The 20,762-nt window shown below is 59.4% G+C and carries 19 protein-coding genes; 9 read left to right on the top strand and 10 right to left on the bottom strand.

Annotated features, from left to right (window positions below):
• Positions 1-2: 2 nt before the first annotated feature.
• The gene (locus EDC28_RS18080; protein ID WP_123422538.1) at positions 3-3,287 is read right to left on the bottom strand and encodes a tetratricopeptide repeat protein; all 3,285 of its coding nucleotides are present in this window, start codon (positions 3,285-3,287) and stop codon (positions 3-5) included.
• The gene (locus tag EDC28_RS18075; RefSeq protein WP_244946613.1) at positions 3,284-5,980 is read right to left on the bottom strand and encodes a bifunctional glycoside hydrolase/polysaccharide deacetylase family protein; all 2,697 of its coding nucleotides are present in this window, start codon (positions 5,978-5,980) and stop codon (positions 3,284-3,286) included. The genes EDC28_RS18080 and EDC28_RS18075 overlap by 4 nt, the downstream gene beginning before the upstream one ends.
• Positions 5,981-6,194: 214 nt before the next feature.
• Here EDC28_RS18075 and hemG point away from each other — a divergent pair, with 214 nt between their 5' ends.
• Positions 6,195-6,740 carry a menaquinone-dependent protoporphyrinogen IX dehydrogenase gene (gene hemG / locus EDC28_RS18070; protein ID WP_050660744.1) on the top strand — a complete coding sequence of 182 codons (546 nt, stop codon included), beginning with the start codon at positions 6,195-6,197 and terminating at the stop codon, positions 6,738-6,740.
• On the opposite strand, the gene EDC28_RS18065 is transcribed toward hemG, so the two are convergent.
• The 5 genes from EDC28_RS18065 to def are packed head-to-tail and all read right to left on the bottom strand — an operon-like array spanning position 6,715 to position 12,342.
• Positions 6,715-8,157, bottom strand: coding sequence for a TrkH family potassium uptake protein (locus EDC28_RS18065; RefSeq protein ID WP_050660743.1), 1,443 nt, complete (start codon positions 8,155-8,157; stop codon positions 6,715-6,717). The genes hemG and EDC28_RS18065 overlap by 26 nt on opposite strands.
• 7 nt (positions 8,158-8,164) lie before the next feature.
• Positions 8,165-9,541, bottom strand: a complete 1,377-nt coding sequence (gene trkA, locus EDC28_RS18060) for a Trk system potassium transporter TrkA (RefSeq protein ID WP_050660742.1) — start codon at positions 9,539-9,541, stop codon at positions 8,165-8,167.
• A 37-nt stretch (positions 9,542-9,578) separates the two neighbouring features.
• Positions 9,579-10,874 (bottom strand): 16S rRNA (cytosine(967)-C(5))-methyltransferase RsmB, encoded by a 1,296-nt coding sequence (rsmB, locus tag EDC28_RS18055; RefSeq protein ID WP_123422537.1) that lies wholly within the window; start codon positions 10,872-10,874, stop codon positions 9,579-9,581.
• The gene (gene fmt, locus EDC28_RS18050) at positions 10,871-11,809 is read right to left on the bottom strand and encodes a methionyl-tRNA formyltransferase (RefSeq protein WP_050660740.1); all 939 of its coding nucleotides are present in this window, start codon (positions 11,807-11,809) and stop codon (positions 10,871-10,873) included. Before fmt ends, rsmB begins: the two co-directional genes overlap by 4 nt.
• An 11-nt stretch (positions 11,810-11,820) precedes the next feature.
• Positions 11,821-12,342 carry a peptide deformylase gene (gene def / locus EDC28_RS18045; protein WP_050660739.1) on the bottom strand — a complete coding sequence of 174 codons (522 nt, stop codon included), beginning with the start codon at positions 12,340-12,342 and terminating at the stop codon, positions 11,821-11,823.
• Between the two features lie 143 nt (positions 12,343-12,485).
• Between def and EDC28_RS18040 the strand changes: the two genes are divergently transcribed.
• The 3 genes from EDC28_RS18040 to EDC28_RS18030 are packed head-to-tail and all read left to right on the top strand — an operon-like array spanning position 12,486 to position 15,143.
• Positions 12,486-13,595 (top strand): LysM peptidoglycan-binding domain-containing protein, encoded by a 1,110-nt coding sequence (locus tag EDC28_RS18040; protein ID WP_123422536.1) that lies wholly within the window; start codon positions 12,486-12,488, stop codon positions 13,593-13,595.
• A gap of 5 nt (positions 13,596-13,600) precedes the next feature.
• A complete protein-coding gene (gene dprA, locus EDC28_RS18035; RefSeq protein WP_123422535.1) occupies positions 13,601-14,677 on the top strand; it encodes a DNA-processing protein DprA in 1,077 nt (358 codons plus the stop codon).
• Entirely contained in the window at positions 14,670-15,143 is a 474-nt protein-coding gene (locus EDC28_RS18030; protein WP_050660736.1) for a DUF494 family protein, read from the top strand. The genes dprA and EDC28_RS18030 overlap by 8 nt, the downstream gene beginning before the upstream one ends.
• Here the strand turns inward: EDC28_RS18030 and EDC28_RS18025 are convergent.
• Entirely contained in the window at positions 15,135-16,235 is a 1,101-nt protein-coding gene (locus tag EDC28_RS18025) for a 2OG-Fe(II) oxygenase (protein WP_050660735.1), read from the bottom strand. The genes EDC28_RS18030 and EDC28_RS18025 overlap by 9 nt on opposite strands.
• A gap of 71 nt (positions 16,236-16,306) precedes the next feature.
• Between EDC28_RS18025 and EDC28_RS18020 the strand changes: the two genes are divergently transcribed.
• From EDC28_RS18020 to hemF, 3 genes are all read left to right on the top strand, one after another.
• Positions 16,307-16,864, top strand: coding sequence for a topoisomerase DNA-binding C4 zinc finger domain-containing protein (locus EDC28_RS18020; RefSeq protein ID WP_050660734.1), 558 nt, complete (start codon positions 16,307-16,309; stop codon positions 16,862-16,864).
• 71 nt (positions 16,865-16,935) lie between these two features.
• On the top strand, positions 16,936-17,481 hold the full coding sequence (tsaC, locus tag EDC28_RS18015) for an L-threonylcarbamoyladenylate synthase type 1 TsaC (RefSeq protein ID WP_123422617.1): 546 nt from the start codon (positions 16,936-16,938) through the stop codon (positions 17,479-17,481).
• Between the two features lies 1 nt (position 17,482).
• The gene (gene hemF / locus EDC28_RS18010) at positions 17,483-18,394 is read left to right on the top strand and encodes an oxygen-dependent coproporphyrinogen oxidase (protein ID WP_050660733.1); all 912 of its coding nucleotides are present in this window, start codon (positions 17,483-17,485) and stop codon (positions 18,392-18,394) included.
• Between the two features lie 24 nt (positions 18,395-18,418).
• Here hemF and EDC28_RS18005 read toward each other — a convergent pair whose 3' ends face one another.
• Complete coding sequence (locus EDC28_RS18005) at positions 18,419-18,820, bottom strand: group II truncated hemoglobin (RefSeq protein WP_083446019.1); 402 nt, start codon at positions 18,818-18,820, stop codon at positions 18,419-18,421.
• Between EDC28_RS18005 and aroE the strand changes: the two genes are divergently transcribed.
• Together aroE and EDC28_RS17995 are read left to right on the top strand one after the other, a co-directional pair.
• Positions 18,813-19,658 carry a shikimate dehydrogenase gene (gene aroE / locus EDC28_RS18000; RefSeq protein WP_336391564.1) on the top strand — a complete coding sequence of 282 codons (846 nt, stop codon included), beginning with the start codon at positions 18,813-18,815 and terminating at the stop codon, positions 19,656-19,658. The genes EDC28_RS18005 and aroE overlap by 8 nt on opposite strands.
• Positions 19,655-19,906 carry a DUF1488 family protein gene (locus tag EDC28_RS17995; protein WP_050660730.1) on the top strand — a complete coding sequence of 84 codons (252 nt, stop codon included), beginning with the start codon at positions 19,655-19,657 and terminating at the stop codon, positions 19,904-19,906. Before aroE ends, EDC28_RS17995 begins: the two co-directional genes overlap by 4 nt.
• Here EDC28_RS17995 and EDC28_RS17990 read toward each other — a convergent pair.
• Positions 19,903-20,430, bottom strand: coding sequence for a gamma carbonic anhydrase family protein (locus tag EDC28_RS17990; RefSeq protein WP_123422533.1), 528 nt, complete (start codon positions 20,428-20,430; stop codon positions 19,903-19,905). The two genes, EDC28_RS17995 and EDC28_RS17990, sit on opposite strands and share 4 nt — an antisense overlap.
• Positions 20,431-20,762 lie beyond the last annotated feature (332 nt).

The following is a 20,762-nucleotide window of genomic DNA, read 5'->3' as shown; positions in this document are numbered from 1 at the left end:
AATTAAAAATGAAGGTAGTAACCGAGCTGGACCTGGGTGTCGCTGGCACCCTGACGGTTACTGCTCTGGTAGTTGAGTTTCAGCTGCAACAGGTCGTCACCGGTGATCGACCAGCCGGCGTCGGTACTGAGGGTAAAGTCGGCCTGGCCGATTCGCGGCTGGTAACCGATGCTGACATCCACTGTCCAGGCAGGCTCGGCACCGAGATGCGGCGGAGTCAGTTCGGCTCCCGGCCCCCAGACAGAACCGATGGCGTAGCGCCGAAAAGGCTCCACCAGCGCCTGGTATTCGGGGTGATGTGGCACCGGTACCGGCGGGCGTTCGGGAAAGCGTTGCCAGATGGCGGCGCCATAGAGGGCCCAGCCTGGCCGGTCGGCCAACAGATCAAATTGATAGCGGGCGTCGTACTGCTGGCCGCTCGCCAAAGAAGGGCCGTCACGCAGCCCTACCTTGAGGTGGGCGGCAGACAACGCCAGTGACTGGCGGTTATCCAGGCGGTAATTGGCGTTTACCCCAAACAGACTTTGCTCACCCCAGGCCAACAGCACGTCAGACTGGCGACTCTCCTGGCCAGTGGCGAGCTCCAGGCCCAGGCGGGTGCGCTGGTCCCATTGGTAGTCCACCGCCACCGCCAGGCCAGAGCGCACCGCCCCTTCACCCTGGTGATGGTCTACATCCAGGTTCAGGTGCCAGCGCTGGTATTGCCAGTCGGCGTTGGCTGCCATCAGGTTGCCGTCGTTACCTTGGTTATCTTGATAGCCGGCGCTGAATTTCCATTGGGCCTGGGCAAAGGGTAGATACAGCTCCACTTGTTGCTGGGCGCTTTTGAGGCCGGCATCGGGTTGCAGCCTGAACGCCAGGGCCCGGAAATGGGCCGGGCGGGCCGCCCTTGCCAAGTCCAGCTCGGTCTCGGTGGCCTCCTTGGTCACGCCTTTGTCCCAGGCTTCCATGGCCTGGTAGGGGCGGTTGAGGTAAAGCCAGGCACTGACCTTGTCGGTAGTCTGGCTGACCTGCCCCTTGGCCAGCAGGGATTTCACGGTATGGAAATCGCCGTCCAGCATGGCCAGTTGCAACTGTTGCCAGGGCAACAGCCGTTTGGCAGCCTGGCGGTGCAACCACCAGTAGGAGGCGGCCTGCTCGGGAGCCATGGGCGCGATGGTGTCCATGCCCTGGCGCGCCTGCAAGAAGGGCACCACCCGTTCGCCCCACCAGTTCAATTGCAGATCGGCATAGGCCTGTTGGTTCTGGGGCAACTGGCGGGCCAGATAACGGTTGAGGCGGAAGGCATCGTCGTGGCGGCCAAGGGCCTCCATCTCGGAAGCGAGGTTTACCAGGTTGGCCAGATCCTTGGGATGGCGCTTGGCCATGTAGCGGAAATAGAAATAAGCCTGGCGATGGTCGCCAAGGAACTGGGCCAAACTGCCCAGCAATGGCGCCCAAGCGTCGGAGGCCGGCTGCTGCTGGTGCTTGTCCAGTATGGCGCGGGCCGCCTTTTTGTCCTGCAGGGCCAGGGCCAGCCAGCCTTGAGACAGCGCCACTTCGGTGCTGCCGGGAGCCAGCAGTTTGGCTTGGCGTAGCGACGCGCGGGCCTCTTCAAGCTGTTGATGTTGCTGCTGCCAGGTCCCGACATAGAGCCAGGCACTGGCCAGTTGGCGGTCGGCCGGCTGGCTGGGCAGCACCGCAGCCAGGCGGGCAAAGCCTTGCTCGTCTTGCAGCTGCCAGCACAGCTCGGCAATACGGGCCACGTTGCTGGTAGTGCGCGGGCGGGTCCACAGGTAGGCCAGCAGGCCGGGCTTGTCGTCGCCAAAGCGGGCTTGCTGGTAACGGTATTCCAGGCCGGGCAGGTTGGGAGCCAGCTGATGCAGGCGCTGGTAGGCAAAGGTGGCTTCGGCCTTGTTGCCGACCCGCCAGGCCATTTCGGCGCGGGCATCCCAGAAGCCGACGTCCTTACTGGTGTCGCCGTTTTTCAGCACCGCCAGCGCCGCTTGGTAATCATTCTCGAGCCAGTAGGCGCGGGCAAACCAAATCAGGTGCTGGTCATCCCGGGGGCCTTTGTAGGTGGGCCAAAGGGCGCGCAGGGCGTCTTGGTCACCCATTTCGTGGTTGAGCCTGGCCAGCCAGCCGTCAGTTTGGCTGTCTTTACCGTAGCGCTGCTGGTAGTGGTGAATGTCCTCTACCGCTTGCTCCGGGGTGCCTTGCCATTCCTGGGCGTCGAGCCAGCTGTCAAAGCGCTGGGGGCTCAGCCGGTGATGGCCGGCCAGGTAGCGGTAGATGGCTATCTGATCGTCATAGCGGAACAAGCCGTTGGCATCATTGAGGCTCGCTTCCACATCCGCCGGTGTGGCACTGCCGTCGGCCATCAACCAGCGCAGCTCGTCCAGGGCGTCGGTGGGGCGATTGAGCCAGCGCAGCAATTGCCAGCGCCGCTGATGCAGGGCCTGGTTGTTGGGTTGCTGCGCTAGGCGCTGCTCCAATATGGCCTCGGCGCCTTGGATATCGCCATTGGCCAGGTGGGCCTGCTCGGCCAGGGCCTGGCGCTGGGCATTATTTGGCTCCTGGGCCAGCAGTTGGTCGGCCAGCAACTGGGTGTCTTTGCTGTTACCGGCCAGTTGGGCCAGCTTCAGGGCGCGTTGCAGATCGCTCTGGTCACCGTATTGCTGCCACCACTGGTAGGCCAGCACCGGCTTGCCAGCGGCCAGGGCGGCGGCGATGGCGTCGTTGAGGGTGTCTTTGGACAAGTGCTGGCCGTACAGTTCGCTGGCCTTTTCCGGGTGGTTGGCGGCCAGCCAGGTGCGGGCCGCCAGCAGCGGCTGGTCGTGGTCCTGGTAATACTGGGCGAGCTGCGCTTCCAGGCCCAGCGCCTGGGCATACTGCAGCTGCTGGGGAGTCCAGTCGCGGTTACTCTCAAGGCTGCTGACCAGCTTGGCTTTGTCGTCGGCGCTAAGCGTGCCGGCCTGGAACTTGGCGTAGTAAAGCTGCTGCTCGATGGCGGCCTTTTCCTTGCTGGCGGAGATCTCAGCCAGCAGCGCCGCGGCGCTGGTCAGGTTGCCGAGCTTGATCTCCACCTCGGCCAGTTTTTGCTTGAGGTGTTCGTTGTTTGGGTCCTGAGCCAGGGCGGCGCGCAGGTAGGCTCTTCCGAGGTTGGGGTCCTTGGGTACCTGATCGTTTTCAAAAAATAGCGAGCTTGGGAACAGGATATAAAGCAGCAAAAAGGTCACCAGCAGCATCAATACCGCTGCCGGCAGGGAAATAAGGGACGGCCTGGCTTTTGTGATGACCTTTTTCACTGTTGCGTCCCACAGGCAAGGTGCCCGGCAAAGTCGCCTTCAGGCAGTGAAAACTCGGTCAGCCGGTCTTTTTGCTGGCCGCCATAAGAGGGGCCCTGGTCGCTGACAAAGCGGCAGCCCTCGGCGTTAGCGAGGATGAGGTCCGCTTTTTGCCAGGCCTTGAAGGCCACCTTGCCCGGCAACTGCCAGCTTTTCAGCAGCACGTTGGCCGACACCAGATAAGGCTTGCGGGGGCTGGCGCTGGCTGCCAGGGCAAAGCGGGCATCGCCGTTTACCACATGCAGGTAGCGGCCATCTTCGGTGGCCCCAGCCAGGCCCTGGCTGGCGTCGAGCTGGGCATAACCCAGCGCTTTTGGCAGGCGCAGGGTGCGCAGATATTTGCTGCTCAGCAGCCAGTCACCTTTGGCATCGCGGGCCAGGGCGCTGAAGTAAAAATCCTTGGCCATGCGGGCGTAGTGGCTCAAGTGCGCCGGGGTATTGGGGCGGCTCAGCACATAGCCGATGTCGTCCCTAAGGGCCTGGAGGCCTGCCGGGTTGGTGGCGGAGTAAAAGTGGAAGTACAGTCCGAACGGCTTGAGCCGGTAGGGGTGGCCGGTGATGTCGAAGGTTTCCCTGACCCGCCGGAAGCCGAAATAGGGGCCATGCCAGAGATCGGTGTAGACGTTCTCGTTCATGATGGGGGCGTACACCTGGTACAGCAGGTCGCCCTCGGGGCGGCCGATGGGCCAGATCTCGGAGAGGCTGGGGTTGTCGCGGGTCATCACGGTGTTGCCGCCGTTGACGTTGAGCACCCCCATCTTGCGGGCGTGGGCTAGCGCCACCGGGCCGGGGGCGGCGTCACCGCTCCACAGCATCATCACCACTTTCTTATCTTTAGGGGCCAGGCGCTCGTTGATGTAGTCGATGGAGCCGTCGATTTCCTTGGTGAGATCAATTTTGTTGTAGCCGGGAATATTAAGATGAAAGCCGTACTCGGTGTCTTGCTCGGTGAGCTTTTCGCGCCCGGCTATTTGCGACCAGAAAAAGGGATGGCTGTAGGTGTGGGAGGCAATTTCCACATAGGGCTTTGTGAAGATGTCTCGGGCGATAGCCTCAAGCTGCGGGCTTTGTTTGGGGTACATGCCGGTAGGGCCCACTTCCCCCTGGATAACCGACACGGTAATAGGCAGCTGGTAGTGCTCGATGATCTGTTTTTCCATCACTTCCCCGGCAAAGGGCTGGCCCGGGAAGCGGGCACGGCTGGGGAAGGCGTCGCCGTCGATATGCAGGGTAAAGAGGCGCCGGCCGCTTTCGGTAGTGACATCAGGCGCCGGAATAGGCGGCAGCCCCAGGCCTTTTTGCAGCAGGGCGACGGGGTTTATCAGCCAGCGGTTTTCTTCGAGTGGCAGGGCATCGATAAGCCAGGGTGACAGCACCACGGCGCCTTTATCGGTGCGGGCGCCTTGTAATACCGGCTCGCCGTTACCGGCCTTGATGCTGATCAGCGCCTCGGCGCCCTCGGCGAGGGTGGCAGAGTAAGGTTCGAGGTTTTTCAGCGACAACGCCGTCTCGCCTTTAAGCCAGGAGGCCATCTCGGTCTGGCTGAAGGGGCCTTTGGGGGAGAGGCTTTGCAGGTTAAGGCCTAGGCCGGCCAATAGCGCGGGCGACTGCGGGATCTCCCCCAGCAGCAGTTCCGGTAACTTGCCCTGCACCTTTTCCAGCCAGCTCACCAGCTCAGGGCGGTAGAAAGCGGCGCTTTCGGCCCACACCACCACGCCGGCAAAGAGCGCCTTGTCAGCCGGAGGCAGCGGCTCTTTGCTGATGTCGATGTAATCGGGCAGGTAACCCAGGTACTCAATCAAGGTGGACAGGCGCTGGTGCACTTGGGTGTTGATGAGTGGCTTGAGGGTACTGTCGAAGGGCACTATCACTCGCCGTGGCACCGGAGTCAGCTCGGAGCTGCCCCAGGTCAGCAGGTGGCCGTCGGTGACCCAGGGGGCAAAGCCGGCCTTGGCGATCTGCTGGGCCATGGCAGCTCTTTTGGCAAAGGGCGCATAATCAATGACTTGTACTGCAAAGCCCAGGGCCTTGGCGGTGTTTAGCTGGGCGCTCAGCCATTGCTGGTCAGCCTGGCTGGTGCCTTTGTAGCTGTTGTCTTCGGGGTTGAAGTGGCTCAACAAGCCTTCGGCCACCACCCGCTCGGCCTGGCCCTTGAGCCAGGGCAGCAGCTCAAAGCCGCGGTTTAAAATCAGGTGGTGCTGAAACTGCTCCGACAAGGACTGCACGGCAGCCAGCAGTGCCTGGCGCTGGACGGGTTGTTGGTCTTGCGGCAGTAGCTGGTAGCTGTCGAGGGTATCGAGGAACAGGCCATAAAAGCCCCTGGCCTTGAGTTCCTTAGCGCGGGTATTAAGGTGGTTTTTCCAGCGGGTGCTGGTTTGGTCCATGATCTGGCTTTGCCAACTGGCGTTGACTTTGAGACCCTTGGCGTCTTTGGCATCGGACTCGCCAACGCTCAGATAGGCATAGGTTTTAATGCCTCTTTCGTTCAGCCATTTGAGCTCTTCGGCACTGATATGATCGGGCTGGACCACCACGCCGGGATAGAAGGTCATCTCGGCTAGCGGTTGGTGTTGGCCATAGAAAAAGGCAACGCTGTCGCTGGTCGAAGCCCAAGTATGAAAGCTGATAAAAAGGGCAAGAAGCCAACGCATCATCTCAGTACATCCATTACCACGAGCAGGCGTCGCCCAAACCGGCAGGAAAGGCCTGAAATCATTTGTAAAAATAGTGCGTCAATATATTGACGATTTTTTCCTTAGTCAAATAATGGAAGCCGGGAACGGGGGTTTTTTGGTTCAAAAATCACCGTTTTGAGATATTTATCAAGAATTCCTGCACTATCACCAACTCTTAACACATGGAACAGTCATGGCTCATTCAACTTTCCTGCTGGCCTATTCATCTGTCGACGGCCAGACCCGCACCATCATGCACCGCATAGCCGAACAGTTGCAGCAGGCCGGGCACCAAGTGCGCTTTTGCGATATCGAGCGCCACGGCGAGCCGGAATGGGAAGGGATTGACGATGTGATTGTGGGCGCGGCGGTGCGTTATGGCGACCACCGATCTTGCCTGTACGAGTTCGTAAAAGCCCATGTGGTGGAATTGACCGCCAGGCCTAACGCCTTTTTCTCGGTGAACATGACCGCCCGCAAACCCGGCAAGGACACCCCCGAGGGGTCACGTTACATGCAGAAATTTCTGGAAAAGAGCCCCTGGCACCCGCAGCGGCAGGCGGTGTTTGCCGGGGCTTTGCAGTGGGACAAATACCGCTTTATCGACAAATTGATGATCCGCTTCATCATGTGGCTGACCAAAGGCCCCACCGATACCCGCCAGAATGTCGAACTGACTGACTGGGCCGCAGTAGAGGCCTTTGCCAAGGCGCTCAGTGGCGCCAAAACGACGGGGTAAGCACCGCCACCACGGTCAGGATCTCCAGGCGGCCCAGCAACATGCCCAGGGCCAGCAACCACTTGGCAGTATCGGGCAGGCTGGCAAAGTTGCCGGCCGGGCCGATGATGTCGCCAAGGCCGGGGCCGACGTTGGTTACTGCCGTTATGGAAGCGGTAAAGGCGGTCACCATGTCCAGCCCCAACAGACCCAGGGCCAGGGTGATAAAGGCTACCACCAGGAAGAAGGCGAAGCTGAACGCCACCAGGGAGCGGATGATGTCGTCGCTCACTGGCCGGCGGTTGTAGTTCTGCACAAATACCGCATTGGGGTGAATAAGCTGCTTGAGCTGCAAGTGCAACATGCCGGCCGCCAACTGGAAGCGGAAGATCTTGATGCCTCCCGAGGTTGACCCAGAGCAGCCGCCCACAAACATCAGTAGCAAGAAGGCGGTAACAGCAAAAGGCCCCCACAGGCTGTAGTCGGTGAGGGCATAGCCGGTGGTGGTGACCACTGACACTACGTTAAAGGCCGACATCCGCAGTGCATCGAGGAAGGGCTCGCCGGAATGCAGGGTCATCCAGGTTGCCAGCACCACCGACACCGTCGTTAAAAACAGCACGTAGCCCCGGAACTGCTCGTCTCGCCACAGATTCCAGTGGTTTTTACGCACCGCATTTACCAGCAGCAAAAAGGGCATGCCGCCGGTCATCATAAATAACGTACCCACCCAGTGGCTGGCTTTGCCAAAGTGCGCCATGGAGGCGTCTGAGGTGGAATAACCACCGGTGGAAATGGTGGTCATGGCGTGGTTGACGGCATCAAACCAGTTCATGCCCGACAGCCAGTAGCAGAGCAGGCAAAGGCCGGTAAGGGTGAGATAAACCCAGAGGATGTCCCGGGCCAGAGTGGCGGTGCGCGGCGCGCTTTTGTCGGTCCACTCCGAAGACTCGGTGCGAAACAGCCGCATGCCACCAACCCCTAAGAAAGGCAGTACTGCTACCCCCATCACGATAAAACCCACGCCGCCTAGCCATTGCAGCAACGAACGCCACAGCAGGATGGAATGAGGCATGGTGTCTAGGCCGGTGAGCACCGTTGAGCCGGTGGTGGTGATGCCGGACATGGTCTCAAAAAAAGCATCGGTGTAGGAAATGTGCTCCACAAACACCAGCGGCAGGGCGGCAAAACCTGATACCAGCACCCAGGTCATGGAAGTGAGCAAGAACATGTCCCGCACCTTGAACCGCCCCAGCTCCCGGCTGCCTTTGGCCATACACAACAGCGCCGCAGCATAGGTAAGAGCGGCCGATTCCAAAAACTGCACTGTGCCGTGTTCGCCGTCCCAAAAGGCCAGGGCAGTGGGCAGCAGCATCATCACCGCCAGTACGTTGAGAAAGACACCGATGATGAACAGGACAGGTTTGTAATTGAACATGGGCGGCCTAGAAGAACAAAGCGCTGGGCTGGAACAGTTTCTCGACCGCTGTGATGTGCTGCTTGTTCACCAGGAACAAAATCACATGGTCGCCGCTTTCGATAATGGTCTTGTCGTGGGCGATCAGCACTTCGTCGTCTCGCACTATGGCGCCGATACTGGCACCCGGCGGCAACTTGATATCCGCCACCGCCCGGCCCACCACATGGGAGGTGCCTGGGTCGCCGTGGGCCACGGTTTCGATGGCCTCGGCCGCGCCCCGACGCAGGCTGTAGACGTTAACGATGTCGGCGCGGCGGATGTGGGTCAGCAGCGCTGAAATGGTGGCGGTTTGGGGAGAGATGGCGATGTCGATGGTGCCGCCTTGCACCAAATCCACGTAGGCGCCGCGCTGGATAAGCACCATCACCTTATGGGCCCCCAACTGCTTGGCCAGCATCGCCGACATGATGTTCACCTCATCGTCGTTGGTCACGGCGATAAAGACATCGGTCTGGTCGATGTGCTCTTCAAGCAGCAGTTCTTGGTCGGAGGCGTCGCCGGTAAAGACGATGGTGTCGCTGAGCTTTTCTGAGAGGTAAGCGGCGCGGGCCGGGCTGCGTTCAATGAGTTTGACCGCGTATTTTTTCTCAAGCTGCTTGGCAAGACCGGCGCCGATGTTGCCGCCACCGGCGATCATCACTTTGCGATAAGGCTGCTCCAGGCGCTGCAGCTCGCTCATCACCGCCCGGATATGGTTGGAGGCGGCGATAAAAAACACTTCGTCGTCCGCTTCAATCACCGTGGTGCCCTGGGGTTTGATGGCCCGGCCCTGGCGGAAGATGGCCGCCACCCGGGTATCAACGTTGGGCATGTGCTCGCGCAGGGTAGAGAGCGCATTACCCACCAAAGGCCCGCCGTAATAGGCCTTGACTGCCACCAGCCCTACTTTACCGTCGGCAAAGTCCAACACCTGCAAGGCGCCGGGATAGTCCACCAGGCGACGGATGTAGTTGGTCACCAGTGACTCGGGGGAAATGATGTGATCCACCGGGATGGCGTCATCTCCAAAAAGGCTGTCGCGCTGCTTGAGATACTGGTCGGCGCGGATCCGGGCGATCTTAGTGGGGGTGTGGAACAGCGTATAGGCAACTTGGCAGGCGATCATGTTGGTTTCGTCGCTGTTGGTTACCGCGATCAGCATGTCGCCGTCTTCGGCGCCGGCCCGGCGCAGGGTGTCGGGATGGGCGGCATTGCCGTGGATCACCTGGATGTCGAATCGGTCCTGCAACTCGCGCAGGCGCTCCAGGTTCTGGTCGACCAGGGTGATATCGTTCTGTTCGCCAACCAGGTTTTCAACCAGGGTGCCGCCAACTTGGCCGGCACCCAGAATGATGATTTTCATTACCCAAGTTCCCGTTTCAAAAGGGCTTTGGAATGGACTACGGCTTTTTTAGCACCCTTGCATAGAAGAAGCCATCCATCTTGTTTTGTCCGGGCAGCAGCTGCCAGCCGGGTTGTTGTGCGCTCTCGTCGTCCCTGATCGGCAGCAGCTCGGCATCTGCCGTACGGGCCAGGAACGCTTTGACCTGCTCGCGGTTTTCCTGGGGCAGTACCGAGCAGGTGGCGTAGAGCAGGGTGCCGCCTGGTTTGAGCATCTGCCAGCAGTTATCGAGGATACGGGCCTGCAAGGCAGCCAGCTCGGCGATGTCTTGGTCGCGGCGCAGCCAGCGGATGTCCGGGTGGCGGCGGATAACGCCTGTCGCGGAGCAGGGGGCGTCCAGCAAAATGCGGTCAAAGGCCTTGCCGTCCCACCAGTCGCGCTGGCTGGCATCGGCGGCCACCACCTTGGCGCTGAGCTTGAGCCGGGCCAGGTTTTCCTGCACCCGCACCAGGCGTTGCTCGCTGACATCCAGGGCCGTTACCTCGGCGTCGGCCAACTCCAGAATATGGGCGGTTTTGCCACCGGGAGCCGCGCAGGCGTCGAGGATACGCTCACCGTCGACTGGCGCCAACAGTTGGGCGGCAAATTGGGCGGCGCCATCCTGAACGCTGACCGCGCCGCCGGCAAAGCCGGGCAGGGCAGTAACGTCCTGGGCTTCGGCAAGATAAAAGCCGCAAGTGAGTGACTCTTCACTTACTGCCTCGATACCGGCTTGGCTAAGTGCGTCAAGGTACTGGGTTTTGTCGCCCTGGCGGCTGTTCACCCGCAACCACAGTGGCGCCTGCTGGTTGTTGGCCTCGACCACATCCTGCCAGTTGCTCGGATAAGCAGCCTTGAGGCGGGCGATCAGCCAGTCGGGGTGCAAGGTCGCAACAGCTTTATTCTTGGCGGCCTTTTCCAGCAGAGCCTCACCTTGGCGCTCGGCGTTACGCAACACGCCGTTCACCAGGCCTTTGAGTTTGCCCTGGCCCAGCAGTGGCGCCGCCGCCACGGTTTCGCCGACGGCGGCATGAGCCGGAATGCGGCTGAAATAAAGCTGATAGAGCCCCAGCACCAGCAGCCGCTGCAGAATGCGGGTTTTGCCCTTGAGGGGCTTGTCCATCAACTGGTCAATAGCCGCCTCCAACAAGCGGTACTGGCGCAGTGCGCCAAAGCACAGGGCTTGGAGTAGTGCCTTGTCTTTGGGGTTGGCAAGGCTTGCCTGGGCGGCGGGCAGGGCTTCATTGAGAGACTTGCCTTCGTCCAGTACCGCGCTCAACACCCGGGCGCCCTGAGCGCGCAGCTTGGCGCTCATGACAGCACCGTGCCAACGGCAAACCAATCTTGGCGGGCGTTAAGCACGTCGCTGGCAGACATGGCCTTTTTGTTGGGGAGCTGCAATTGCAGGATGCGCAGCACCCCGTTGCCCGTGGCAACGTCGATACCGCTTTTACCGCTGGCAATGATGGTGCCGGGGCTGTCGCTACAGGGGACGGTTAGCACCTCGGCCTGCCACAGCTTGACGCTTTGTTCCTGCACCTCAAAATGGCTGACCGGCCAGGGGTTAAAAGCCCTGACGCAGCGCTCGATAAAGGCAGCGTCTTGGTGCCAGTCGACGCGGGCCTCTTCTTTACTGAGTTTTTCTGCGTAGTTGGCAAGGTTGTCGTCTTGGGTTTGCGGCACCAGGCTCTCGAGCTTGTCGAGGGTCTCAAGTAGCGCCACAGGGCCAAGCTCGGCCAGCTTCTCGTAGAGACTGGCCGAGGTGTCACCGGCTGCAATAGCCAAGCTCGCCCTTTGCAGCATGGCGCCGGTATCGAGGCCCTTGTCCATCTGCATGATGGTGACCCCGGTGTCCTTGTCGCCGGCCCAGATGGCGCGCTGGATAGGCGCCGCGCCGCGCCAGCGGGGCAGCAAGGAGCCATGCACGTTCAGGCAACCAAGGCGCGGCATATCCAGCACCGCTTGCGGCAAAATAAGGCCATAGGCCACCACCACCATCAGGTCGGCCTGATATTGAGCCAACTCGGCTTGGCCCTCGGGCTTTTTCAGGCTAACCGGCTGGTGCACCGGCACCCCGTGGGCTTCGGCCAGCACTTTTACCGGGCTGGGAGTGAGCTTTTTGCCGCGCCCAGCCGGGCGGTCCGGTTGGGTGAACACCGCCACCACTTCGTGATGGCTGGCCAGCAAAGACGACAGATGGCGGGCCGCGAAATCCGGCGTACCCGCGAAGACAATACGCAATTTAGTCAAGGGAGTCCTTGTCAGATGGTGGAGGCGTGACGGGCTTGTTGACGGGCCTCTTTTTCCAGCTTCTTGCGAATACGTTCGCGTTTGAGCGGAGAGAGGTAATCGATGAAGAGCTTGCCTTTGAGATGGTCCAGCTCATGCTGGACACACACGGCTAAGAGGCCGTCGGCCTCCAGGATGAACTCCTGGCCTTGCTCGTCCAAAGCTTTGACCTTGATATGTTCGGCACGCTCGACCTCGGCATAGGAGCCGGGGACCGACAGGCAACCTTCGTCACCCATGGCCTGGCCATCGGCTTCGATAATTTTGGGATTGATGAAGACGCGACGCTCGTTGCGCTCTTCGGAGATGTCCATCACCACCACCTGCAGGTGGACATCCACCTGAGTAGCGGCCAGACCAATGCCATTTTCAGCGTACATGGTTTCAAACATGTCGCTGACCAATTCACGGATGGCGTCATTGACCTCTGCGACCGGCTTGGCCACAGTACGGAGACGCTCATCTGGGTAGTGCAAAACGTTAAGAACTGCCATAAGTTTCTGATTACTGCGCTAATATGGATATGAAGCCAGACTAATATGCTGTAATTTTAGTCATTTGAACCTGGCAATGACAGCCATAATAATCAACCAAGGTTCTCAGCGGCCAGCGAGGGGCTGGCTAAAGGACGAAAAAAATGAAAAAAATCCTGCTTGCACTGGTGACGGCGGCCATCACATGGCTGGCTTTTGCCGACAATTTACAATTGAAAAATGATTTTCCAGAGAGCTATGTCGTTAAAAAAGGCGACACTCTTTGGGATATTTCAGCCAAGTACCTGAAAAACCCATGGTTGTGGCCAAAGCTCTGGCAATCCAACGAGCAGGTTGATAACCCTCATCTGATTTATCCAGGGGATAAGCTCAGCTTGGTGATCATCGACGGCGTACCGCAGTTGGTGAGAAAACCCATGGTGAAGTTGTCGCCCACGGTACGGGTGGTGGACAAAAAAGACGCCATTCCCACCTTGCCAACCGCTTACATCCGTAACTTCCTGACCCATCAGCAGATCATTGACGAAGATCTGTTGGCCGGTGCGCCAAGGGTAACGGGCGGTGCCGATTTGACTCGCCGCCTGACCTCCAACATGGAGATGTACGCCCGTGGCGACAACCTGGTCAACGGCCGTCTCTACGGGGTCTACCGCAAGGGTAACCACTACATCGACCCGGAAACCAAGGAAGATCTGGGAACCGAGGCGGTACTGGTGTCGGTTGTCAAAACCGAAGACATCCAAAAAGTGCAGATTGGCGACGCCGAAGACGGTAAAACCTTCGATTTGGCCTCCCTCAAGGTGGTGCAGGTGGAGCGTGAGATAAGCCCCGGCGATTACCTGCTGCCGCTGGACGACCACGAGCTGCCGGTGTACTTCCAGCCCCATGCTCCTGGCGCCCTGGTGGATGCCCGTATCATCGACTCTTCCCGTAAAACCCGTGCCCTGGGCAAGTTTGACGTGGTTGTCCTCAACAAAGGCGCCCGTGACGGTATCGACCCCGGCATGGTGCTTGATGCCCGCCGCGACGGGGCCACGGTACTGATGAAAGACAAGGTGGAGTACAAGGAAGACGCTTCGGTGTTTGACCGCTGGTTCTCCTCCAACAAGCCAAGCGAAGTGACAGTGGTGCAACCGTCTGAGGCCATTGGCCACATGATGGTGTTCCGCACCTTCGACAAGCTCAGCCTGGCGCTGATCCTCAAGGCCGAGAAACCCATTCGCGAGATGGACACCGCAACCAACCCGGAGTAACCCTCATGGACGACATCAGGCAGCAGTTGGCCTTATCTCTGCTGCCTGGTGTCAGGGCAACACAGTGGCGCCGGCTGGCCTTTTGGTCACCGGCGTTTTTGTTGGCGGCAAGTCCCGATGCGTTGGCACAAGCGGGCGTACCCGCAGGCTTTATCAAGAGTCGCCAGAGCCTAGACTGGGCCAAGGTCGACAGCATTCTGGCTTGGTTGGCGCAAAGCGAAGTTCGGCTCTTATTTCTGGGGGACGACGATTACCCGGCGTTATTGAGCGAAAGCCCCTGGCCGCCGGTCCGGCTTTTTGTCAGAGGAGATTGTGCGCTACTTGAGAGGCCGCAACTGGCGGTGGTGGGTAGCCGCAAACCCACCCCGGCCGGGCGCTCGGCTCTGGCGATCCTTGAACCCTTGCTTGGCAGCGGCCTTGCTATTACGTCCGGGCTGGCGCTGGGCATAGATGGCCTTGCTCATCAATTAGCGCTTAATGCCGGCGCACCGACCCTGGCAGTATTGGCCGGCGGGCTCGATTGCTGCTATCCCCGGCGCCATCAGGCCTTGTTCGAGCAAATTGCGGCCCAAGGAGCGCTCATCAGCGAAATGCCGCCGGGCACCGCCTCCATGGCGCCGCTGTTCCCGCAACGAAATCGCATTATTGCCGGTCTGAGTCTGGCAACCCTGGTAATTGAAGCCGGTATGCAGTCTGGGTCGCTTATCACCGCCAGGTTGGCGGGAGAAGCGGGGCGCGAGGTGCTGGCGGTGCCCGGTACGCCCTTTAATCCCCAGGCGGCCGGTTGCCTGCAACTGATCAAAGAAGGGGCAATCCTTGCCAGTGATGCACAAGATGTGATGCTGGCCCTAAAGAGCTGGCATTTGGGGCCGATCAAAGCAGTGGAAGCGTCGCGAGGATTGCCAGCGCATCCGGTTCTGGATAATGTAGGAGATGACACCACGCCGCTTGACGAGATCGTGGAACGGTCAAAACTGGCGGTGGAAGTCGTCCTCTCATATTTGCTCGACCTGGAGATGCAAGGCTTGGTGTGCCGTGTCCCGGGCGGGTATGTCCGACAGAGGAGGCAGTCGCATGTTTGATGTCCTCATGTATTTGTTTGAAAACTATGTCCATTCCGAAGTGGAAATCATGATGGACCACGAGCAGCTCACCGACGAGTTATCCCGGGCAGGCTTTCGCCATGAAGAGATCTTCAAGGCATTGGCTTGGCTGGAACGTCTGGCAGCGCTGCAGGAAAATGGCGAAAGACCTTTTCTGGTCAATGTGCCTCAGTACAGCATCCGTATCTACACCGACGAAGAAATGCTGCGCCTGGACGCCCAGTGCCGTGGTTTTTTGATGTTCTTGGAGCAGATCCAGGTGCTGAGTGGGGAAACCAGGGAAATGGCGATAGACCGTCTGATGGATCTGGAACAATCAGCCATCTCCCTTGAAGACCTCAAGTGGGTGGTGCTGATGGTGCTGTTTAACGTGCCAGGTCAGGAAAACGCCTACGCCAAGATGGAAAACCTGCTCTTTGAGGAACCGGGCGAGCTTCTACACTGACCCGTGCAGGCGCTGGCCGTGATCGGTGGGCTTCTGCCTTATCCATTTGGATAGCAGCCACTTCACGCCAGCACCGGTTGACAGTCCCTGATGAAGGGACAATTCGTCTCGCTGGCCTTCGGCATCTAGGTTGCTGAAGGTCAGCAAGTCACCCATCTTGCCCCTGAACCTGAAGTTCAGCCGGGGAAAGTCGGTTTCTCCCCCCGTAAAATCTTCGTTGAGATAAATCAGCACCGTGGTGGCCCGTTGCCCGCCGTCGGCCAGCAAATGCTGGGCGCCGCCCTGGCTTGGGTCGAAGGCATCGAAGTGGGGCCGAAACGCCTGGCCCGGCTGGTAATGCAGCACCCCTGTCCCCTCCTGGCATTGAGCCGGCAGGCCAACTGCCGCGGCTATCTGCCTTTCCAGCCAGATCACAAAAGGACAGGCCAGGCCGCTGCTGAAGGTCATCGAGGCATTGGTTCGTATTTGGTGAGTGAGGGATTTGCCGGTCTTAGGGTCCACTGTTTGTGCCGGCGCCAGCCAGGGGGCACAAATCCATTTCAGATAGGCGCAGGCCATGGGGCTGATAAAGCTCTCCATTAGCGCCATGCCGGCAGGCAGCTCTGTGTGGCTGGCAGTGACGGCCGGGTAGGGGGCATTGAGCTCCTGCTGGCGAAGTTGCACCAGCGGATGCTGGGCCGGACTCTTAGCCAGCCAGGTTGCCGGGTTATCAGTACCGTAGGAAAGCAGGTAACCCAGCAGTGGCAAAGCCTGGGGGTCCAACCCCTGCATCAGCTCGAGCGCTTGTTGCCTTTGGCCCCGGCAATCAAGAATAAGGGCGGCCAGCAGCTGCATTTCGGCGTTGTGGGTCGCCAGCAGCCGCTCAATAAGCTGCGCCTCGGGCCAATGTTCAAGGGCATAAGCGGTCTTGATGGTCACCGCTGGCGGCAATGCCACGCCGTGTTGATATCGGGCTGCCGCCTTTAAATCGGCGGCCACGAAAGGGGCGCAGCTCAGCAGCAAGGCCGCTTGGTGGCGGGCGGTACTGTCTCCGGCATCGGCCTTGGCGAGGATCTGGTTTAGAATGTGCGGTGGTACTGGGGCATTGATCATACGGATTGGCAACAAGGGCTACGACTGACGCTCAACCTTACCCCTGTGACCGCAATGTTAAAAGGTGGTGCATGTCCAAAATTGATCACAGTCTCTTTGACACCCACAGCCACGAGCGCGTGGATGAAGCTTGCCCCCAGTGTGGCCAGGCGCTGGTGATGCGCCATGTGGGCAAAAGCAGCTTCATTGGTTGTAGCGGCTATCCGGGGTGCGATTACACCCGGCCGGTCAAGGGCCATGAAAGCGCCGTGCTCAAAGTGCTCGACGAAGCGCCATGCCCGCAATGCGGTGCGCCGCTGGCAGTAAAGCAGGGTCGCTATGGCATGTTTATCGGGTGTAGCGCCTTCCCGGCCTGCCATTACATTGCCGAAGATCAGGACGAAAAAGACACCGGCACGCCCTGCCCCAGTTGCGGCGAAGGTGAGTTGCTGGAGCGGGTTAACCGTTTCGGTAAAACCTTTTACGCCTGTGACCGTTACCCCAAGTGCAAATATGTTCTCAACGATCCGCCGGTTCAAGAACCCTGCCCTGTTTGCGGTTGGGCGGTCATGGTGCGGCGTAGCCAAAAGGGGCGCGAGGTGCTGCGTTGCCCGGTGAAAGGTTGCGAGGGACAAAAATCGCTGCCCTGAGGCCATCTTGCATTCAACCCAGCCGGCAACGGGGCTAGAATGTGGCCAACGTTTATTACCTGCATCCCACCATGTACGACGCTGTTATAGAACATCTGCAAAATGGCGGCCTTATCGCCTATCCCACCGAAGCGGTGTTTGGCCTGGGTTGTGACCCGGACAACGAAGAGGCTGTCCGTGCCTTGCTGGCGCTTAAGGAGCGCGACCCGGCCAAGGGCCTTATCGTGGTGGCTGCCAGTTATTCCCACGCCCTCAAATACATCCGTGACAACGACATTCCCCAAGACCGGCGCTTTGCGGTGTTTTCCCGCTGGCCTGGCCCGGTTACCTGGGTGATGCCCGCTAAAAGCGACGTGCCGGATTGGCTTAAAGGCAAGCATGACAGCCTGGCGGTTAGGGTCAGCGACCACCCCCTGGTGCGCAGTCTTTGCGAGGCGTACGGCAAGCCCATCGTATCCACCAGCTGCAACAAGGCTGGCGAGCCGCCGCTGATGACCGCCGAGGCGGTACGCCAGCACTTTGGCGATGCGGTACTGGTGATTGAGGGCGACGTTGGCGGCCTTGAAAAGCCCACCCAGATCTTTGATGCCATTACCGGCCAGCAGTACAGGGACTAATATGAGCCACCCCCGCCTGGAAGAAGTAAAAGCCTTTTTGTTGGCGCTGCAAGACGATATCTGCGCCCAACTGGAAGCGGCCGACGGCCAAGGCAAGTTTGTGGAAGACGCCTGGCAAAGGCCGGGTGGCGGCGGTGGCCGTACCCGGGTACTGGCGGCCGGGGCCGTTATAGAGCAGGGCGGGGTCAACTTTTCCCATGTGTTTGGTGACAAGATGCCGGCGTCAGCCACGGCGCATCGCCCCGAGCTTGAAGGCCGCAGCTTTCATGCTCTTGGGGTTAGTTTGGTTATCCACCCCAAAAACCCCCATGTGCCCACCAGCCATGCCAATGTCCGCTTCTTCTTTGCCGAGAAGAAAGGGGAAGAGCCGGTGTGGTGGTTTGGCGGCGGGTTTGATCTCACTCCTTTCTACCCGGTGCTGGACGACGTCAAGCACTGGCACCAGGTGGCAAAGGAGCTGTCGTTGCCTTTTGGCGAAGATGTCTACCCGCGCTTTAAAACCTGGTGTGACGACTACTTCTATCTCAAACACCGGGGCGAAACCCGTGGTGTGGGTGGTTTGTTCTTTGACGATCTCAACCAATGGGATTTCGATACCTGCTTTGCCTACATGCAGGCGGTGGGCAAGGGCTATTGCCAGGCCTATGTGCCAATCATCAGCCGCCGCAAGGATACTCCCACCACCGAGGCCGAGCGCCAGTTCCAGCTTTACCGCCGTGGCCGCTATGTGGAATTCAATCTGGTGTGGGACAGAGGCACCCTCTTTGGCCTGCAAACTGGCGGCCGTACCGAGAGCATCCTGATGTCCATGCCGCCTCTGGCCCGCTGGGAATACAGCTACCAGCCGGAGCCCGGCAGCCGGGAGGCCGAGCTGCAAGATTATCTGCGCCCACGAGAGTGGTTGGCGGAATAAAAAAGCGGCCTTCGGGCCGCTTTTTTATTGGTTGATCATATGGGTCGCCAGGGGCGAGAAGGCGTTCAGCAACGACTTTTTCAGCGGCGGGTGCTTCACCTCGCGGTTCAGCGCTTCTTCCATGCAATACATCCATTGGTCGCGCAGAGTCTGGGTAACAGGGAAGGGCATATGCCTGGCCCTTAGCATGGGGTGGCCGTATTTTTGCTCAAAGAGGCCCGGGCCGCCCAACCAGCCACTTAAGAATTCAAAAAACCGCTGGCGAATGGAATCCATGGGCTGGGGGTGAATGGCCAGTAGCTCGGCGGCTTTGGGGTCGGTGGCCATAATGTCATAAAAGGTCTCGGCCAGCCGGCGCACCGCCGCCTCTCCGCCGAGCAGCTGATAAGGAGTGCGTTCAGGACTGGGGTGTGCTGATATGCTCATCTTCGACTTCAACCACTTCAACATAAGCGCTTCTATGGACCACTACACTGTGATTGGCAATCCGGTTGAGCACAGCCGTTCTCCCGCCATGCATGCCCGTTTTGCCGAATTGGCCGGCGATCATATCAGCTACGACCGTACCCTGGCACCTCTGGGCGGTTTCGCCGAGACCCTCAACACCCTGGTTGCTGGTGGCCTCAAAGGCGCCAATGTCACAGTTCCCTTTAAAGAAGAAGCCTTTACCTGGGCCAGCCGATTAACCCCAAGGGCTAAACTTGCTGGCGCGGTTAACACCTTGGCCCTGCAAGCTGATGGCAGTTGGCTGGGGGATAACACCGATGGCGTAGGCCTGGTGGCAGACCTTAAGCGCCTCGGCGCCGAGCTCGGCGGTAGCCGGATTTTGGTGTTGGGGGCTGGCGGCGCTACTCGCGGCATCCTCGGCCCTTTGCTGGACGAAGCCCCCCAAAGCCTGACCCTTGCTAATCGCACTCTTGGCAAGGCACAGGCGCTAGCCGAGATCTTCGCCATAGAGGTGGCCGCCATGGATGGGCTGGCGGGCCGGCATTTTGACATTATCCTCAACGCCACTGCCGCCTCATTAACAGAGGAATTGCCTCCGGTATCCCCTGGTATCTTTGCAGGCGCCAGCCTGGCCTATGATCTGGTGTACAAACCCGGCGGCACGGCCTTTGAGCGCTGGGCTTTGGATAACGGCTGCAAGAACAGCAGTGATGGTCTTGGCATGCTGGTGGCCCAGGGGGCAGAAAGCTTCAGGTTATGGCGAGGCATCGAGCCTGACTGGCAGCAGGTATTGGTACAGATGAAGGAGGGGGCATGAACCAGGCCATCCAGTTTCTCGAAAGCGCGGTCTTTGACGAGGCCAGCGGCAGCATCCGCCTCGATGCCACTTTGAACGGCTGGCGCATTCCCTGTTTCTTCCATGCCAGCTGGTTTGACGAGCCACAACTGCTTGCCGCCCAGGCTGAGAATCTCATCGCCCGTGAGCAGCTGCGCATGGAAGAAGTCATAGAAGAAGCCATCGCCGCAGAAGCCCTGGATGTCCAGGGCGAACTGCATTTCGATTAAGCCAGGTATTCGTTCTTGAGCCGCACGTAGTTGTCGGCAGAGACAGACAAGAAAGCGCGTTCACCTTCATTAAGGGCGCGCACCTGCTTTACCGGTGAGCCGACATAAAGGTAGCCCGAGGCCAAATGCTTGCCCGGCGGCACCAGGCTACCGGCACCGATGATGACATCGTCTTCTACTATTACCCCGTCCATCACGATAGCGCCCATGCCCACCAGAATGCGGTTACCCAGTTGGCAGCCATGGAGCATGCATTTATGTCCCACCGTCACATCGTCACCGATGATAAGCGGGTAACCCTCTGGCACTTCCTTATGTTTGCGGGTCACGTGCAGTACGGTGCCGTCCTGCACATTGGAGCGCTCACCGATGCGGATATGGTTCACATCCCCCCTGGCGGCCACCAAAGGCCAGATGGAACTGTCCTTACCGACCACAATATCGCCAACCAGCACACAGCTACCGTGTACATAAGTCCCATCGCCCAAGGCAGGCAGGACACCTTTATAGCTTTCAAGGCTCATTCGAGGCCCCTTTCGTCTAATAAACCAACGTTTCTTGCGCCTTTCGTTTAATAAAACAGCGGTTGAAAGAAAACTTTCAAATACCCCTTGCAGGCCGGCGCGCCATCCCTATAATGCCACTTCACCGACGGGACGCCAGCGCTGAAGCGAGCAGAACGAAGGGTAAAAAGTTAAGTGATAACAACATGTTAACTTAACTTTTTGCGATTCAAGGTGTTGACTTTGAATCTGAGAGGTGTAGAATGCGCCTCCTCGCTTGAGAAAGCGACGCTCTTTAACAATTGAATCCAAGTAATCTGTGTGGGCACTCACAGTTGGGTAGACTCAAAAAA

It is taken from the genome of Gallaecimonas pentaromativorans (genome assembly GCF_003751625.1).
GTDB lineage: Bacteria > Pseudomonadota > Gammaproteobacteria > Enterobacterales > Gallaecimonadaceae > Gallaecimonas > Gallaecimonas pentaromativorans.
The sequence above is the reverse complement of the archived record's forward strand: the minus strand, read 5'-3'. Positions and strand labels throughout refer to the sequence as shown.